16 protein-coding genes and 4 tRNA genes are annotated in these 15,474 nt (G+C 66.6%); 12 read left to right on the top strand and 8 right to left on the bottom strand.

The features are described from left to right. Positions 1-71: 71 nt before the first annotated feature. Positions 72-938, bottom strand: coding sequence for a cytochrome (locus EDL96_RS04875; protein WP_123824692.1), 867 nt, complete (start codon positions 936-938; stop codon positions 72-74). Between the two features lie 135 nt (positions 939-1,073). After that, positions 1,074-1,145: transfer RNA gene (locus tag EDL96_RS04870), tRNA-Val, on the bottom strand. A 269-nt stretch (positions 1,146-1,414) separates the two neighbouring features. Between EDL96_RS04870 and EDL96_RS04865 the strand changes: the two genes are divergently transcribed. From EDL96_RS04865 to EDL96_RS04850, 4 genes are all read left to right on the top strand, one after another. Continuing rightward, positions 1,415-1,487: transfer RNA gene (locus tag EDL96_RS04865), tRNA-Gly, on the top strand. A gap of 60 nt (positions 1,488-1,547) precedes the next feature. Then, a tRNA-Cys gene (locus EDL96_RS04860) sits at positions 1,548-1,618 on the top strand. Positions 1,619-1,663: 45 nt separating this feature from the next. Continuing rightward, a tRNA-Val gene (locus EDL96_RS04855) sits at positions 1,664-1,738 on the top strand. A gap of 259 nt (positions 1,739-1,997) precedes the next feature. Continuing rightward, complete coding sequence (locus EDL96_RS04850; RefSeq protein ID WP_123824691.1) at positions 1,998-2,165, top strand: Rv0909 family putative TA system antitoxin; 168 nt, start codon at positions 1,998-2,000, stop codon at positions 2,163-2,165. Between the two features lie 128 nt (positions 2,166-2,293). Here the strand turns inward: EDL96_RS04850 and zapE are convergent, their stop codons facing one another. After that, positions 2,294-3,355: a cell division protein ZapE gene (zapE, locus tag EDL96_RS04845; RefSeq protein ID WP_123824690.1), complete on the bottom strand. Its 1,062-nt coding sequence runs from the start codon at positions 3,353-3,355 to the stop codon at positions 2,294-2,296. A 244-nt stretch (positions 3,356-3,599) separates the two neighbouring features. Between zapE and EDL96_RS04840 the strand changes: the two genes are divergently transcribed. Genes EDL96_RS04840 through ybaK form a run of 3 tightly spaced genes read left to right on the top strand, consistent with a single transcriptional unit; the run spans position 3,600 to position 5,551 of the window. Beyond that, entirely contained in the window at positions 3,600-4,511 is a 912-nt protein-coding gene (locus EDL96_RS04840) for a sulfurtransferase (RefSeq protein ID WP_123824689.1), read from the top strand. Next, on the top strand, positions 4,508-4,987 hold the full coding sequence (locus EDL96_RS04835) for a SufE family protein (RefSeq protein ID WP_123824688.1): 480 nt from the start codon (positions 4,508-4,510) through the stop codon (positions 4,985-4,987). Before EDL96_RS04840 ends, EDL96_RS04835 begins: the two co-directional genes overlap by 4 nt. Before the next feature lie 48 nt (positions 4,988-5,035). Next, a complete protein-coding gene (gene ybaK, locus EDL96_RS04830) occupies positions 5,036-5,551 on the top strand; it encodes a Cys-tRNA(Pro) deacylase (RefSeq protein WP_123824687.1) in 516 nt (171 codons plus the stop codon). Between the two features lie 24 nt (positions 5,552-5,575). Here the strand turns inward: ybaK and EDL96_RS04825 are convergent, their stop codons facing one another. Then, positions 5,576-6,976, bottom strand: a complete 1,401-nt coding sequence (locus tag EDL96_RS04825) for an alpha/beta hydrolase family protein (RefSeq protein ID WP_123824686.1) — start codon at positions 6,974-6,976, stop codon at positions 5,576-5,578. 137 nt (positions 6,977-7,113) lie between these two features. Between EDL96_RS04825 and msrB the strand changes: the two genes are divergently transcribed. The 3 genes from msrB (at position 7,114) to EDL96_RS04810 (ending at position 9,753) form a co-directional block, all read left to right on the top strand. After that, positions 7,114-7,542, top strand: a complete 429-nt coding sequence (msrB, locus tag EDL96_RS04820; protein ID WP_123824685.1) for a peptide-methionine (R)-S-oxide reductase MsrB — start codon at positions 7,114-7,116, stop codon at positions 7,540-7,542. Positions 7,543-7,658: 116 nt separating this feature from the next. Then, complete coding sequence (locus EDL96_RS04815; protein ID WP_123824684.1) at positions 7,659-8,249, top strand: DUF3000 domain-containing protein; 591 nt, start codon at positions 7,659-7,661, stop codon at positions 8,247-8,249. 223 nt (positions 8,250-8,472) lie between these two features. Then, entirely contained in the window at positions 8,473-9,753 is a 1,281-nt protein-coding gene (locus EDL96_RS04810; protein ID WP_407656905.1) for an HRDC domain-containing protein, read from the top strand. Between the two features lie 142 nt (positions 9,754-9,895). Here the strand turns inward: EDL96_RS04810 and EDL96_RS04805 are convergent, their stop codons facing one another. Then, on the bottom strand, positions 9,896-10,234 hold the full coding sequence (locus tag EDL96_RS04805; protein WP_123824683.1) for a hypothetical protein: 339 nt from the start codon (positions 10,232-10,234) through the stop codon (positions 9,896-9,898). Positions 10,235-10,322: 88 nt separating this feature from the next. Beyond that, on the bottom strand, positions 10,323-12,368 hold the full coding sequence (gene dxs, locus EDL96_RS04800; RefSeq protein ID WP_123824682.1) for a 1-deoxy-D-xylulose-5-phosphate synthase: 2,046 nt from the start codon (positions 12,366-12,368) through the stop codon (positions 10,323-10,325). Between the two features lie 322 nt (positions 12,369-12,690). Here dxs and EDL96_RS04795 point away from each other — a divergent pair, with 322 nt between their 5' ends. Further along, positions 12,691-13,218: a helix-turn-helix domain-containing protein gene (locus tag EDL96_RS04795; RefSeq protein ID WP_123824681.1), complete on the top strand. Its 528-nt coding sequence runs from the start codon at positions 12,691-12,693 to the stop codon at positions 13,216-13,218. A 14-nt stretch (positions 13,219-13,232) separates the two neighbouring features. Continuing rightward, entirely contained in the window at positions 13,233-13,832 is a 600-nt protein-coding gene (locus EDL96_RS04790; RefSeq protein WP_123824680.1) for a PIN domain-containing protein, read from the top strand. Positions 13,833-13,916: 84 nt separating this feature from the next. Here EDL96_RS04790 and EDL96_RS04785 read toward each other — a convergent pair whose 3' ends face one another. After that, positions 13,917-15,326: a type I restriction endonuclease subunit R, EcoR124 family gene (locus tag EDL96_RS04785; RefSeq protein ID WP_325049530.1), complete on the bottom strand. Its 1,410-nt coding sequence runs from the start codon at positions 15,324-15,326 to the stop codon at positions 13,917-13,919. 16 nt (positions 15,327-15,342) lie between these two features. Beyond that, positions 15,343-15,474: integrase core domain-containing protein (locus tag EDL96_RS04780; RefSeq protein ID WP_148079886.1), on the bottom strand; the 132-nt coding region annotated here is incomplete at its 5' end.

The following is a 15,474-nucleotide window of genomic DNA, read 5'->3' as shown; positions in this document are numbered from 1 at the left end:
GTGTGCTGCGGAAGTTCCAGCCGCGCCGAGTGACATGGTCGGGATCGTTCGCACCTCGCAGGGACCAGGTCTCAGTCTAGGCCGCCGGTTTCAGCGCGTACGGGCGGCGGTGGCACCGGCCGCAGCTGGGTGGGAGTGGCGGCCAACCGCGTTTCGTGGGTCCACACCCTGTGCAGTGCACAGAACTTGTGCCAGTGCGCCTCCAACACCTCCGGCACGGCCTGTTGCGCGACGACCTCCGTGGGGCCGACGGCGACCCCCAGGAGGAGATCGGCGTCGCCGTACTTCCACGGCTCCCATTCGCCGGACTGGGCATCCACGAGCTGTTCCTCGGCCTTCAGACCGGCGACCAGCTGGGTCACCACTTTGGGGTCCAGCGCCTTCACGCGCCCGTTCCGCTCGGTCGCTTTGGTCTTGTAGTCGATCAGACAGACCTTGCCGGCGATCCGGGCCACCAGGTCCAAGGTTCCCGCGTAGCCGACGCTGTGGTTCCAGACGGTGACTTCCGCGCCGAGCGGTTCCGGGGAGTACAGGTCCCACCACTCGTCGAACCGCACCACGTAGGCCTCTTCCCGGTGCTCGACCAGGGTCTTCCGGGCACGGTCCACGTCGTGCGGCAGTCCCATGGTGCGCAAGGCGACCTGTTCGCAGTAGTCGTGGACGCGGTCCCCGCGCAGAGCGGCCTGGTCCCGGTAGCGCTCGGCCGCCCCCGCCGCTTCCCGCGCGACGGTTCGCAACCGCGACGGCGACCCGAGCGAACCGGCCAGCCGATCGTCCTCCACGACCGCCTGGGCGGCCAACCACCCGTGCCACCCACCGAGGTCAACGGCGGCGCGCCCGATCACGGTGGTGATGGAAGGAACTGTGGCCGCTGCGCCGATCGACCGCGCGTACATGCGGCCGTGATCGGTCTGTTTGGCCAATCTGGGTTGGGTCATCGCCTCTCCAACGCTGCATCCCTGCCTGTCGAGGGCAAGGCGGAACCGGGTGAACGACAAGAGCCCCGCCCCAGGTGATCTCCGGGGAGGGGCTCTTGTGCCAGTCGTTCGAGTCCGAGGTCTCGAACGTGATTGTGCGCGATACTGGGTTCGAACCAGTGACCTCTTCGGTGTGAACGAAGCGCGCTACCACTGCGCCAATCGCGCTTGCGACCTGGAAACCATAGCGCAGTTGTGCCCCACCGTGCCAATCGCCACGGGACACGGCCCGCAGGCCGTGCCTGCGCCGCACCAGGATGGCCCAGGATCGTGGACCCGACGCCGATTTGCACTGGTGTGATTCGGTCCCCTAAAGTCTCTGCCGTCGGAAAGGACAGCGCCGCAACGGCCGACCACCGGGCAACCGGGGAGGTCAAAAGCTGTGCTAGAGTTTCCGATCGAACGTTGGCCCCGGCAGCGGGATCCAGGTTCACAATGCGGTTGTAGCTCAGCTGGTAGAGCATCACCTTGCCATGGTGAGGGTCGCGGGTTCGACTCCCGTCAACCGCTCTGAGAAAACGGCACTTTGGTGTCGTTTTCTCAGGCCAAGTCCGTCAGGACACAGGTCCCGGTGGGGTGGCCGAGTGGTTAGGCAGCGGCCTGCAAAGCCGTCTACGCGGGTTCGAATCCCGTCTCCACCTCGGTGAACCCACCAAGCTCACGAGTTGCTGGTGAACTCGCGGTGAGCGCGATTGGCGCAGCGGTAGCGCGCTTCCCTGACACGGAAGAGGTCACTGGTTCGATCCCAGTATCGCGCACCACATGCAGAAGGCCCGACCGGGATATTCCAGTCGGGCCTTCTGCATGTTCATGTCTCCGCCCCTGCCCCCTCCCAGACAGAGCACTCCTCAGCAGAAAGTTGCTCACTACCACTGCTGACCAGGACGTTTACATGTATTCAGCGGCAATTTTGCCGTGAGCGTACACGGGTGCCATCTGCGAAAAATGTTCTGGACAACTGGTTCCGGGTCAAGCAGAGTGAGTCCTGTCCGAACGATTCCGACCCGAGAGGAGAGTCCCATGGGGGATCTCGGAGGATTTGCAGACAAGGCCAAGGACGCAGCTGCCGACAACCCGGAAGCTGTGGACAAGGGCGCAGACTTTGCCAACGACAAGTCCGGCGGTCAGTACGAGGATCAGATCAACCAGGCCAAGGACTCGCTGAACGGCGACTCCCAGGAGAACTGATCTTCTGACGCGTTCGGCACGGGCCATGGCCCACCGAACTCCATGAGGAAGGCCCTCACCATCTGGTGGGGGCCTTCCTCATGTCCGTCATTCCAAGCTCGCGCGCCCGGGTGGGCACGTGAGGTCGGTCAGGCTCTGTCCGACATGCCCTCCCGGGCCAGAGCCGTCAACCGGGAAACGGCCCGGTAGTACTTCTTCTGATACCCACCGGCCATCATCTCGGGAGTGAAGACCTCGTCGAAGGAGGTCCCCGACGCCACGATGGGCAGGTCGCGGTCGTACAACCGGTCCGCCAGCACCACCAGCCGCAGGGCGAGCGCCTGCTGATCGACGGTGTGGACGTTGCGCCACACGATGCCCTCCAGGTCCTTGATGAGATGGCGGTAACGGGAGGGGTGCACCACGCTGAGGTGCTCCACGAGCTCACTGAACTCGTCCATCGCAACCACCTTGCCGTCGAAGCGCTGCTCGACCGTCGCCTCGATCGCTTCGTCGGCGATGGACGCCGGCGCTTCGGGAAGGCCTCGGTGCCGGAAGTCCTCGCCGTCGATGCGAAGGACCTCGAACTGGTCCGCAAGCACCTGGATCTCCCGCTGGAAGTCCGCGGCCGCGAAACGCCCCTCCCCCAAGGAACCCGGCAACGTGTTCGAGGTCGCCGCGAGCTTGACCCCGGCGTCGGAGAGTTCGCGCATGAGCCGAGACATGAGGACCGTGTCCCCCGGGTCGTCGAGTTCGAACTCGTCGATGCACACCAGGGTGTACTGGCTCAGGGCTTGAACGGTCTTGGGGAAGGTCAGCGCACCTACGAGGTTGGTGTACTCGACGAACGTGCCGAAGGCCTTGGGGCCGGGAACCGCGTGCCACAGGGAGGCCAACAGGTGTGTCTTGCCGACGCCGAATCCGCCGTCGAGGTAGATGCCCTGCTTGGAACCCTTGGCAGCGCCGGAGGAACCCCCGAACATCCTGGAGAAGAACCCGCCGCCCTTGCCACCGGAACCTGGACCGGACACGCTCCCGGCGAACCGCTGCAGTTCTGCGACGGCCTGTGCCTGCGACGGTTGGGCGGGATCCGGGCGGTAGGTGTCGAAGGAGACTTCACCGAACCGCTCGGAGGGCCTGAAACCGTCCAGCAGCTCATCTGCGGACAGTGCCGGGCGACGGTCGACCAGACGCTGGAACTGCGGGCTCACGCGGGGTACCTCTTTCTGCCCGGGGCTCGACCGGTGCCTTCTGCACACGGGGCGACACGTTCGGAACACGTCGACGGCGGGAGTCGAGAACGGGGAACGTGACAGAGCTTACCCGCCCCACGGGTACCGCCCACGCGCACCGGGTTCGCCCCTCGCGCACAGCGCCCCGGTGGGCCCCGCCGCGGTGGCCACGGCGATAGTGTTGGCACCGTTCGGAATCGTCACAGGAAATGAGGCCAGCACCATGTCCGTGGATGTGGACACCACCGACGCCAAGTTCGCCCAGTACGCCCACCCGGAACGGCTCGTGTCGACCAGCTGGGTCGCCGAGCACGGTGCCGACCCCGGCGTCGTCGTGATCGAGTCCGATGAGGACGTACTGCTCTACGAAACCGGCCACCTGCCCGGCGCGGTGAAGGTGGACTGGCACACGGACCTGAACCTCCCGGACGTGCGCGACTACCTGGACGGCCAGCAGTTCTCCGAGCTCATGTCCCGCAAGGGCATCTCCCGCGAGGACACGATCGTGGTCTACGGCGACAAGTCCAACTGGTGGGCCGCCTACGCCCTGTGGGTCTTCACGCTCTTCGGTCACGAAGACGTCCGGCTCATGGACGGTGGCCGCGACAAGTGGGTGGCCGAAGGCCGCGAACTCACCACCGCCGTCACTCCCCGACCCGCGAGCGAGTACCCCGTGGTCGAGCGGGACGATTCCCGGATCCGCGCCTACCAGCCGGAGGTGCTCGACGCCCTGGGCTCCGTGCCCCTGATCGACGTGCGCTCCGAACCCGAGTACACGGGCCAGCGCACCCACATGGCTGAATATCCGCAGGAGGGTGTCCTGCGCGGCGGCCACATCCCGACGGCGGCCTCCGTCCCCTGGGCACGTGCCGCCGCCGAAGACTCCACGTTCAAGGCACGCCCCGACCTGGAGGCCATCTACCTGGACGAGGTGGGACTGGACCCCTCCGACCCGGTGATCGCCTACTGCCGGATCGGTGAACGCTCCGCCCACACGTGGTTCGTGCTCGAACACCTCCTCGGGTTCGACAGCGTGCGTAACTACGACGGCTCCTGGACCGAATGGGGCAACTCCGTGCGCGTCCCGATCGTGTCGGGCTCCGAACGCGGCGCAGCCCCGGAGAACCGCCGATGAACCCCGGAACGGAAGCGCAGACCGAGGGCCTGCCGGAGTCACTGGCCGAGCTGGTCGAGGACTTCCAGGCCGTCCCGGCAACGGACCGCCTGCAGCTGTTGCTCGAGTTCTCCCGGCAACTCCCCGAGTTGCCCGAACGCTACGGGGAACACCCGGAGGCTCTGGAACAAGTGGTCGAGTGCCAGTCCCCTTTGTTCCTCACGGTCGAGTGGGAGAACCAGACGGAGACGGGCACCGACGACACCCCTGTCCGGCTGTTCTTCTCCGCCCCGCCGGAGGCACCGACCACCCGAGGCTTCGCCTCCATCCTCCACGAGGGCCTGGACGGCCTCTCCGCAGCGCAGATCCGGGACCTGCCGGCGGACCTGACCGAACGTTTCGCCCTGACGGAACTGGTGTCCCCCCTGCGCATGCGCGGGATGTCCGCGATGCTCGAGCGCATCCGTCGACAGGTCGGGCAACTGCGCCGCGCCTGAGGACACACACGCAGCGGACAGCTACCGGATCGGAAAGGGCCACGGACAGTGGGCAAGAAGTCCAAGCACGGCAACGGCAGCACCGCTTCCGAGGCGACGCCGGCTCTGCGGTTCCTGCACGACCGCGGCGTCGCCTTCCAGGAGGCGGCCTACGAGCACGACGACGACGTGACGGATTACGGGGCCGAAGCCGCACAAGCTCTCGGTGTGTCCGCCGAGCGGGTGTTCAAGACGCTCTTGGTGGCCGAAGCCGACGGCAAGGCGCTGGGCGTCGTCGTGCTCCCCGTGGATCACCGGGTGGCCATGAAAGCCGCGGCGGCCGCCTTCGGCTGGAAGAAGGCCGTGCTCGCCGACCCCGCCGTCGCCCAGCGCAGGACGGGATATGTCATCGGAGGCATCTCGCCGTTCGGACAGAAGCTCCCCTCCCCCACGGTGATCGACGAGTCGGCGATGCACCACGCCACCGTCTACGTCTCCGGCGGACGCCGGGGCCTGGACGTCGAGGTCACCCCGCAGGATCTGGTGTCCGTGCTGAACGCGAAGACCGCAGCCCTGAGTGCCTGAGCGCCGCCACATTCAATGCAGCATTCACTCCGGCAAACGGCCCGGTAGCCACTTGGCGACGGCGTCCTCCCACCGGTGGGGGTCGACGTTCCACTCCTTGGTGTGGCGCGCACGCCGGAAGGCCACGAAGTCCACGAACGGGGAGATCCGCGCCAGTTCCCGGCCCGCGCTGTCGGGGACGAACTCGTCGTCCTTGGAGTGCAGGATCAACGTGGGGGTGCGGAGTTCCTTGTAGCGGGTGACCCAGTCCAGGCTCGCCAGGTCCACGGGGGTGGCAAGGCCCGTCAGGTACCGGCCCTTGTGGGAACTGATCAGACCGGAGGACAGGTTGCCGATCTGGGCGGGCAGCTTCCGGCTGGCCGTGTGATGGGTGAACAGGGTGAACCAGTCGACCACGGGTCCGGTCAGGACCATGGCGGCGATGTCGTCACGGTAGAAGGACAGGTCCGCGGTCTGCAGGCAGATCGCCCCGCCCATGGACCAGCCGAACAAGACGATGTCCGTGGCTCCGCGGGACTTGGCGTAGGAAATGGCGACCTGGACGTCCTTCCACTCCGTGAAACCCAACCCGTAGCGGTTGTCCAGGGAGGACGGGGCCTCTCGGTCGTTGCGGTAGGAGATCAGCATGGAGGTCATCCCCAGGTCACGCGCGGTCTTCAACGCACGCAGGCCCTCCATCCGCTGGGCCCCACGTCCGTGCACCATGATCGCCCACGGGCCCTCGAGCATTCTGGGTCGTTCTCCCGGCGGCGTAGGGCGCCCGTCCACGGGCACCACCCAAGCAGGCGCCGGCCCCACCTCGATGGGAATCTCGACGTCCTCGTACGGGAACCCCGCGCGCGCGGGGTCGGGGTAGACGGTCCCGGACCACCACCCCTTGGTGGCCGTCGAGAGGTCACCGCTGTAGATCTCCTCGACTTCCCGCACGACCCTGCCGGTGGCCGGTGCCCAGGAGCGGATGGCGCCGATCCGCGCGTGTCCGGCGCCGCCGTGGAAACGCAGGCTGTAGACGCCGTCCACGGTGGTTTCCACGGTCGCGGCGAGCATGACCTCACCCACCCCCGTCGTCCGCGAGGGTTCGGCCTCGTCCGGGGCGCGGGATGCGGCGTCGGACCCGCCTGATTGGTCGCCGGGCTCGTCAGTGTTTTCGGAGGTGGGCGTCTGCGGCGTGTAGTTGAAGATCGTGAGGTCCTCCGACCGGTACCGGGGAGGTACGACCACCTGACGCGCAAGGTAGGCGGCGACGGCCGAGGACAACCCGAAGGTCAAGGACGCCGCACCGGCCACGGCGGCCGCTCCGATCACGGCACCGCGCTTCCAACCCTGCGGGGCGGGTGCCGCCCCGGAGACGACGGGGTTCCTGAACACCCCCGACTGGGTGGGACCCGCGGACCATGACGACAGAGGGGATCTCGGCAAGACCATGAGCCCATACTGGCACGGGTCGCCCGTGGCCGGACGGCATAACTGGCCGCCGGGATTGGTTGTCCTCACCGGTGGCACAGGCCACCATGCATTGACCACGCCTCATGATCCGAGGCAGCTCAGGAAGGACCGATGCCATGACGGATTCAACCGATCACGAACAGCCCGGCGTCCAGCGCAGCGAGGCCGACTGGAAGCAGTTGCTGACCCCCATGGAGTTCCATGTGCTCCGGGAGGGCGGCACGGAACGCCCCTTCACGGGTGAGTACTGGGACACGGAGACCGACGGTGTGTACTCCTGCCGGGCCTGCGGCGCCGAGTTGTTCCGGTCCGAGACGAAGTTCGGCTCCCATTGCGGGTGGCCGTCCTTCTACGAGCCCTTGGCCGAGGACCGGGTGCGTTACATCGAGGACACCTCCTTGGGAATGAAGCGCGTGGAGGTCCGTTGCGCGGCCTGCGACTCCCACCTGGGCCACGTCTTCTCCGGGGAGGGTTACCAGACCCCCACCGACCTGCGCTACTGCATCAACTCCGTGTCCATGCGCCTTGCTCCCAAGCAAGGGTGAGCCCGGCGCTCCACCCGTGACCGACCGCGCCGTGTGCCACGACTCGGACAGATCGACGACGGACGCGGCGGCGTGCCCTCGTGAGCCGACGGACCGATCGCCCTACCCTGTTAGGCGTGAGCGCGGTGACTGATCTACACGGGAGGCCGAGCCGATTCCGATCGGCCACGGCGTCCTTGCGCGGTGCTCAGTGTCGGCCCGAGATCGAGCTGACCGAAATCCCCGTCCCCATGGGCCCGAGCGACGCCGTCGCCTTCTCCGCAACCGTCGCGGACGCAACGGCAGCCATCGGACGACGGGAACCCGGGGAACTCGCCACCGGCCGGTTCATCCTGAGCTACGACCCCAGCCGCAAGAACGAATGGGGCGGCTCCTTCCGCATCGTCACCTACGTCAAGGCTCAGGTCGAGCGCGACCTCGGACACGACCAACTGCTCGCTTCCGTGGCCTGGAGCTGGCTGCTCGAAGCATTGGACCGCAACGGGGCCGGATACACCCGGGAGGGCGGGACCGCTTCCCGTGTCCTGGCCGAAGGGTTCGGCCAATTGGCCGACACGGGCGAGGACATCGACGTCGAACTCCGCGCCTCCTGGACGCCGGCCGACGAGGACTTCGGCAAACACCTCGAGGCCTGGGCAGACATGGTCTGCACGTTCGGCGGCCTCCCACCCGTGACGGACGGCGTCGTGAGTCTCACCGGACGTTAGGGCGGGAGAACCGGCGCCCCCTGCCCCGTCGTCCCGGGTGCCCGAGCCCTGAGCCTGGCTGCGCAACGAGCCGGCGACACGGACCGCCACCTGCCACCACCACAATCTGCAACGAGCACGAGGAATTGACCGACCATTGAGCACCCGGAGCACTTCGCGGCACACGAAGGACGGAGATCACCCCGACCGGGGTGGCCCGTCCGAACGGGGCGGTGCGCCCGCAGTGCCGAAGGCGACCGGTGCGACGGCGATCGTGGTTCCGGGTTTCGAGGACTACACGGTTCCCACCACAGTCCACCTGGACCGCCCCTCCGACGGGCTCCCACGGGTCCTCGACTCCCGGTCGCAGGTCGAACGGGCAGCAGCGGAACTCCACGACGGCCACGGGCCCGTTGCGATCGACACCGAGCGAGCCAGCGGCTTCCGCTACGGGCAACGAGCGTTCCTCGTCCAGATTCGCCGCGAAGGTGCGGGGACGATCCTGATCGACCCGGAGGCCGTCGGGTCGCTCGCCGTCGTGGACGAAGCCCTGAGCGGGGTCGAGTGGGTGCTGCACGCGGCCACCCAGGATCTCCCGTGTCTGAGGGACCTGGAAATGCACCCCGACCGGCTCTTCGACACCGAACTCGGAGGGCGGCTCGCGGGCCTGCGCCGCGTGGGCCTGGCCGCGGAAACCGAGGAGCTGCTGGGGTTCACTCTGGCCAAAGAACACTCAGCCGTTGACTGGTCCAAGCGGCCCCTGCCCGAACCGTGGCTGACCTACGCTGCGCTGGACGTCGAGGTGCTGGTGCAGCTGCGCTGGGCCGTGGAAGACGTGTTGCGCGAGCAGGGCAAGCTGGACTGGGCCCTCGAGGAGTTCGAAGCCGTTCGCTCCGCCCCGCCCGCTGCCCCACGCAAGGATCCTTGGCGAAGGACCTCCGGCATCACCAAAGTTCGCAACCGACGTCAACTCACCGCCGTGCGCAACCTCTGGCTGGCACGGGAGGATCTGGCACGCAACCGGGACATCTCCCCCGGCCGTCTGCTGCCGGATTCGGCGCTCGTCGCTGCGGCCACCACCATGCCGCGCACCGTGCCCCAGCTGCTCAAGACGCCGGGGTTCCACGGTCGCGCCGCGTCCAGGGAGGCCCCGCGGTGGCTCACTGCGCTCCAGGAGGCCCGGAACGCCCAGGACCTCGTGCCGTACACCGTGGCCTCGGATGCCCTGCCGCCGGTCAAGGCGTGGGACACCAAACGCCCGGACGCCGCCGCCCGGCTCAAGGTGTTCAAACCAGTGGTGGCCGACCTGGCCGAACAACACGGCATGCCCACCGAAAACCTGTTGGTCCCGGAACACCTTCGGCGCTTCGCCTGGGACCCCCCGCACTCGACATCACAAGAGGCCGTGGCCCACGCCCTGGAGGAAATCGGTGCGCGCCACTGGCAGATCCAGCTATGTGCCCCCGCGCTCATCGACGCCTGGCTCCGCGTGGAACGGGACGCACCGGGTCCCGCCCACGGCTGACGACGGCGCGTCCAGGACATCCTCGGGAGCACGAAGAAGGGGCGGTGGTCCGTGGGTCCTTCCACGGACCACCGCCCCTACTCAGGCACGGAGTCGCCCGTTCATCCGTTGAAAACCAAAGGCTGAACCCGGCGAGCGGAACTCAGCTGGTGGAGCCCGGCACGGGCCGGGTCGAACCCTCCAGGTTGGCGGTCCCCTCCGAGTCGTCGGTGGTGTTCGAACGCCCACCGCTGACCTTGTCCTTGGCCTTGGCTGTGGCGGACTTGGCGGCGTCGGCGGCGCGCTCGCCCACGACGGGGGCCTGCTCCTTGACGGTCGAGGTCGCCTTGTGCGTCCCCTCCTGAACCTTGCGACGGACCTCGGGGTCCTCGACCACGCCCGTCACCTTGGCCTGGACCTTTTCGAACGGTTCGCGTCCCATGTAGGACCCGACCAGGAACCCGGCACCGAATCCCACCACGAATGCAGCCTTCTTCAACACGATGGCCTCCTCATTGCACTTGGACGGACACTCTGTCCGCAATCCTCAACTAAGCCTACTGATATGTGACGGAGCCGACAACGAGGAGCTATTCGTCGGCCGATCCGGTTGCCTCGGTCTCCTCGGTTGCAGCGGATCGACCAGCCCCTGATCGGGCAGCCACCCGAGTCGCCTCGTCGTCCACGCGGCGCGCGTACGGAACCTTGGTGCCCAGGACGGAGGACAGCGTGTCCTGTGCAATGCGCTGGGCGGTCAAACCCACACGGTCCAGAATCTGCCCGCGCGAGGCGTGGGTCAGGAACTCCGTGGGCAGGCCGACCTCGTTGAGCGCGGTGTCCACACCCGCCTCCCGCAGTCGCTGCCGGACGAGTGAGCCGATCCCCCCGGAACGCACCCCGTCCTCGACCACCACGACGATCCGGTGGCGGGCGGCCAACTGCACCAGGGACTGCGGCACGGGCAGGACCCAGCGCGGGTCCACCACGGTGGAGGTCACCCCGTGCGCCTCGAGCCGTTGGGCGGTCTCCAGACAGGTCTGGGCCATGGCACCGACCGACACCAGCAGGACGTCCCGGTCGTGATCCGGGACCTCCAGGCCGCTTCCGGTGCGCAACAGGACGTCGACGCCGTCGGAGAGTCGCTCCACGGCGGGAATCTCCGGGCCCACGTTGCCCTTGGGGTAACGGATCACCGTGGGGGCATCGTCCACGGCCACGGCTTCGCGCAGCTCCTCCTGCAGGCTCGCCTCATCCCGCGGGGCCGCCAGGTGCAGACCCGGGACGATCTGCAGCAGGGCCAGGTCCCACATGCCGTGGTGGCTGGGGCCGTCCGGTCCGGTGACACCGGACCGGTCCAGGACCAGGGTCACACCGGCCTTGTGCAGGGCCACGTCCATGAGCAGCTGGTCGAATCCACGGTTGAGGAAGGTCGCGTACAGGGCCACCACGGGGTGCAGTCCGCCGAAGGCCATACCTGCCGACATGGTCAAGGCGTGTTGTTCGGCGATCCCCACGTCCACCACACGCTCCGGATGCGCGGCCTGCATCTTCTGCAGCCCCACGGGGATCAGCATGGCCCCGGTGACGCCCACGACGTCGTCGCGCTCGTCGGCGATCGCCGCGATCTCGTCCCGGAACACCGCGGTCCAGGACCGTCCGGAGCTCGGGGTCACGGGCTGCCCGGTTTCCGGGTCGATCGTGCCGACGGCGTGGAACATGTCCGCCTCGTCGGCCAACGCCGGGGCGTAGCCGTGCCCCTTCTCCGTGATGGCGTGCACGATCACGGGGCCGCCGAAATTCTTGGCGTTGCGCAGGGCGTGCTCCATGGCCCCCTGGTCGTGGCCGTCCACCGGACCCACGTACTTCATGCCGAGGTCAGCGAACAGTCCGTGTGGGACCACGACGTCCTTGATACCCACTTTCATGCCGTGCAGGCCACGGTAGGCGGCCTGACCGATCGGGCCGGCGTTCTTCAGACCGTCCTTGACGGAAGTGAGCAGTTCCTCGTAACGGCGGTCCGTGCGCACCGCGTCCACGCCCTGTTGGACGTCGGCCTTGAGGTTGTGCAGTTGCCGGGCCAGGCCGCCGACGGTCGGCGCGTAGGAGCGCCCGTTGTCGTTGACCACGATCACGACCTTGCGGTCCGGGTCCCCGGCGATGTTGTTCGCGGCCTCCCAGGTCATGCCACCCGTCATGGCACCGTCACCCACGACGACGACGACAGTGCGATCCTCCTGACCGGTCATGGCGAAGGCCCGGGAGATGCCGTCCGCCCAGGACAGGGAGGAGGACGCGTGGGAGGACTCGACGACGTCGTGCTCGGACTCCGCGCGGTCCGGGTAACCGGCCAGGCCGCCCTGTTGGCGGAGGGTGGTGAAATCCTGACGTCCGGTCAGGAGCTTGTGCACGTAGGACTGGTGACCGGTGTCGAAGACCACGGGGTCCTTGGGCGAGTCGAAGACCCGGTGGATGGCAAGCGTCAGTTCGACCACACCCAGGTTCGGGCCAAGATGGCCTCCCGTGGCCGAGACGTTGGTGACCAGGAAATCGCGGATCTCACCGGCCAGTTCTTCCAGTTCCTGCTGTGTCAGGGCGTCGAGGTCCCTGGGACCGTTGATGCTCTCGAGCAGGCTCATGATTCTCCTTCTGGTTCCCCCGTGCGGTTCCCCCATGTCCGACGATCGTACGCTGTTGGTCCGTCGTCGTTCACTTCCCACTCTGCTGCCCAGCCCCCACAAAAGCGGTGAGTCCGCACGTCCTGGGGTGTGATCTCGCAGCCCGGTGAGAGCTAAGCGGTGGGGCAGGAGGTGCGACGGCTCCGCACAGTCGGGCGGACAGCACATCGCGGTGTGCTCCCTATGAGAGTAGGTCTGCTGCTTGTGCGCACGGAGCGTCCACGACTAGACTATTCGAAGCAACCGCAAGCCATTTGCGCCTACTGCAGTTAAGGAGTCGGCCATGTCCGCGCACAGGACCCTCGCCCCGTCGACCTACTCCGCCGGCGACGAGCAGCAGCTCGGACGCTTCTACGACGCGCTCACCGCTGAGGAAGCTCTGAACCCGCGACCCCGCCACTACCTGGTCGGTGGACTCGACGACGATCCCGTTGAACTCCCCAAAGAGGTCTACGAGGCTCTGCTTCACGTCGTGGATGCCATGCGCAAGGGCCTGTCCGTGACGGTTTCGCCGACTTCGCAGGTCCTGACCACTCAGCAAGCCGCCGATCTTCTGGGCATCAGCCGCCCCACTCTCATCAAAGCCCTCGATGAGGGACGACTGCCCTACACACGCTCCGGCACACACCGTCGGATCGCCCTGCCCGACGTGCTCGAGTACCGCGAGCAACGGCGACAAGCACAGTACGCGGCCATCAACGCGCTCTCGGTCGACGTCGATGAAACTCATGACATCGATCAGACCTTGGCCGACTTACGCCGTGCCCGCAAGGCGGTGGCCGCCAAGCGCCGAGCGTCGAACGCTGATTGAAATAGGCTGGTGGCGTGTTCTCCGCCGTGCTTGATACGAGCGTGCTCTGGCCCAGCCTGCAGCGGGACTTCCTGCTGTCGCTGGCTGCCGAGAGAACGTACTCTCCCAAGTGGAGCACCGCGATCCTCGGTGAGCTCGAATACCATGAGGCCGCGAAGCTCGTCGAGCGAGGTGTGGCCGTCGACGACGCGGAGCGATCGGCTCAGCGCCTCATCAACCAGATGTCAAGTGCCTTCGACGACGCCCTGGTCACCGAGTGGGAGCCATTGGAAGGCAGCTATGGTCTGCCGGACCCTGATGATGAGCATGTGCTGGCGACCGCAGTGATGTGCGGCGCCGAGGTGATCGTCACCGAGAACCTCAAGGACTTCCCCAGGTCGCTGTTGCCCACCCCCATCCGAGCGATCCCCCCGCGTGACTTCGCCTATGACACCGTCCGTGCGCATCTCATGCAGTCCTGTAGGGCGGTAGTCGCGATCTGCGAACGCAGTGGAAGGAATGGCCCAAAGCTATCTGCGGCCAACCTCCTGACCATCCTGGACGAGCGTTACAAGATGGCCGAGACCGTGGAGCTGCTGGCCGCAGCGCCGGGGCTGCGCGAGCACCTGGGCTGAGCTGCCCCCCCAACGCAGAGCAGGCAGGCAACCCTCCAAGCAGAGATCTTCCGCCCCGCCCCGGAACGGGACGCACAGATCGGCTCAACGACCTCCGAGCCCGAAGTAGCGTTCGAAGAACGTGGTCAGTGCCTCGACCACGCGCTTCTTCTTCTCGCCGTGACCGGCCGCGCGGTTGAACCGTGACGTGGGCGGCAGGATGCGAGTGATCTCGGTGCCCGCAGCTCGCAGTTGACCGTCGCGGAACGCCGCATCCACGAAGTCGCGGGCCTCGTCCGGCTTGAGACCCTCGGCGTCGATGATCGCTGTGAGCTCCGCGTCGCGTCTGGCCGCGACGAACGCCTCCCATTGGTCGTCAACCCCGCGGTCCAGCGAGACAGACGCGACGAAGTCTTCGACCAGGTCGCGTTTGCTGCGCAGGCTCGGGCTGGCGTCGACCGACCGAGAGATCTCGGCACGGATCTCCTTGTCGTCGCCGTCGCCCTTTTCCGTGCGTAGCTTGTCAACGAGCATCAGGATGTAGTCGACGTTGATCTCGACCTGCTTGACCAGCTCGATCTCGAAGACGACGTCGTCATTGATGCGTTCCTTGTCACCGTCACGATCGCGGGTGAACTCGTCCCGCAGTCGCAGGTAGATGCTCGTGTAGTCCTGCCGCTGTCGCTCGGTGAGCGGGTCATTGTCGGCGAACTCATCGAACGAGGTCAGGATGTTGCGCAGGCGCAGGATCTGACCGAAGAGCTGGATGAAGTCCTTTTGTGCCTGCTCACCCACGATCTGGGCACCCAATGGGAATGCAGTCAGCAGCTGCGTCACCTTGTCGGCGTAGTCCCCGTAGTAATCGCCGTACGGCTTGAGCAGCACCACACCTTTGGCGTCCTTGTTTCCGAACAGCTCCAAAGCGTGGTTGGTCTCCGCCTCGAGGTGCCGGAAGGCGACGATGTTGCCGTAGGTCTTGACCGAGTTGAGAATGCGGTTCGTCCGCGAGTAGGCCTGGATCAGACCGTGTGCACGCAGATTCTTGTCCACGAACAGGGTGTTGAGCGTCGTGGCGTCGAAGCCGGTCAGGAACATGTTCACAACGATGACCAGGTCAATCTCGCGGTTCTTCATCCGCTGCGACAGGTCCTTGTAGTAGTTCTGGAACCGGTCCGCGCTCGTGTCGTAGGTGGTACCGAACATGTCGTTGTAGTCCTGGATTGCGTCTTCCAGGAACGAGCGGGAGTCGCTTGTGAGCGAGTCGGTGTCGAAGGCCTCGTCGTCCAGGATGCCGTCGGCCTCCGCCTCGTTCGCGCCGTAACTGAAGATCAGCCCGATCTTCAGGCGCTTCTCGGGCGGCAGCTGCTGCATCTGCAGCTGGAAGTGGTTGTAGTAGATTCGCGCCGCTTCGATCGACTCCGTCGCGAACAGCGCATTAAAACCACGAACACGCTTCTGTTGCCTGACCGCCTCCGCCTGACGTCGACTGCGTACCGAGTCGGCGACGTTCGTCACGACGCTGTGCTCATAGCTAGCTGTACTTCCCCGTGACGTTGTGAACGCGTTGTGAGGGTGTTTGGCCGCCGATGCCGGTGTGGGGTCTGTGGTGATTGTAGTGATGGAGCCACCGCGTGTAGGCGGCTTCTCGTTCGGCCTCACTGGT

The organism is Kocuria soli (genome assembly GCF_003797835.1).
GTDB lineage: Bacteria > Actinomycetota > Actinomycetes > Actinomycetales > Micrococcaceae > Kocuria > Kocuria soli.
Note: the sequence above shows the minus strand (reverse complement) of the source record. Positions and strands in the feature narration are given on the sequence as shown.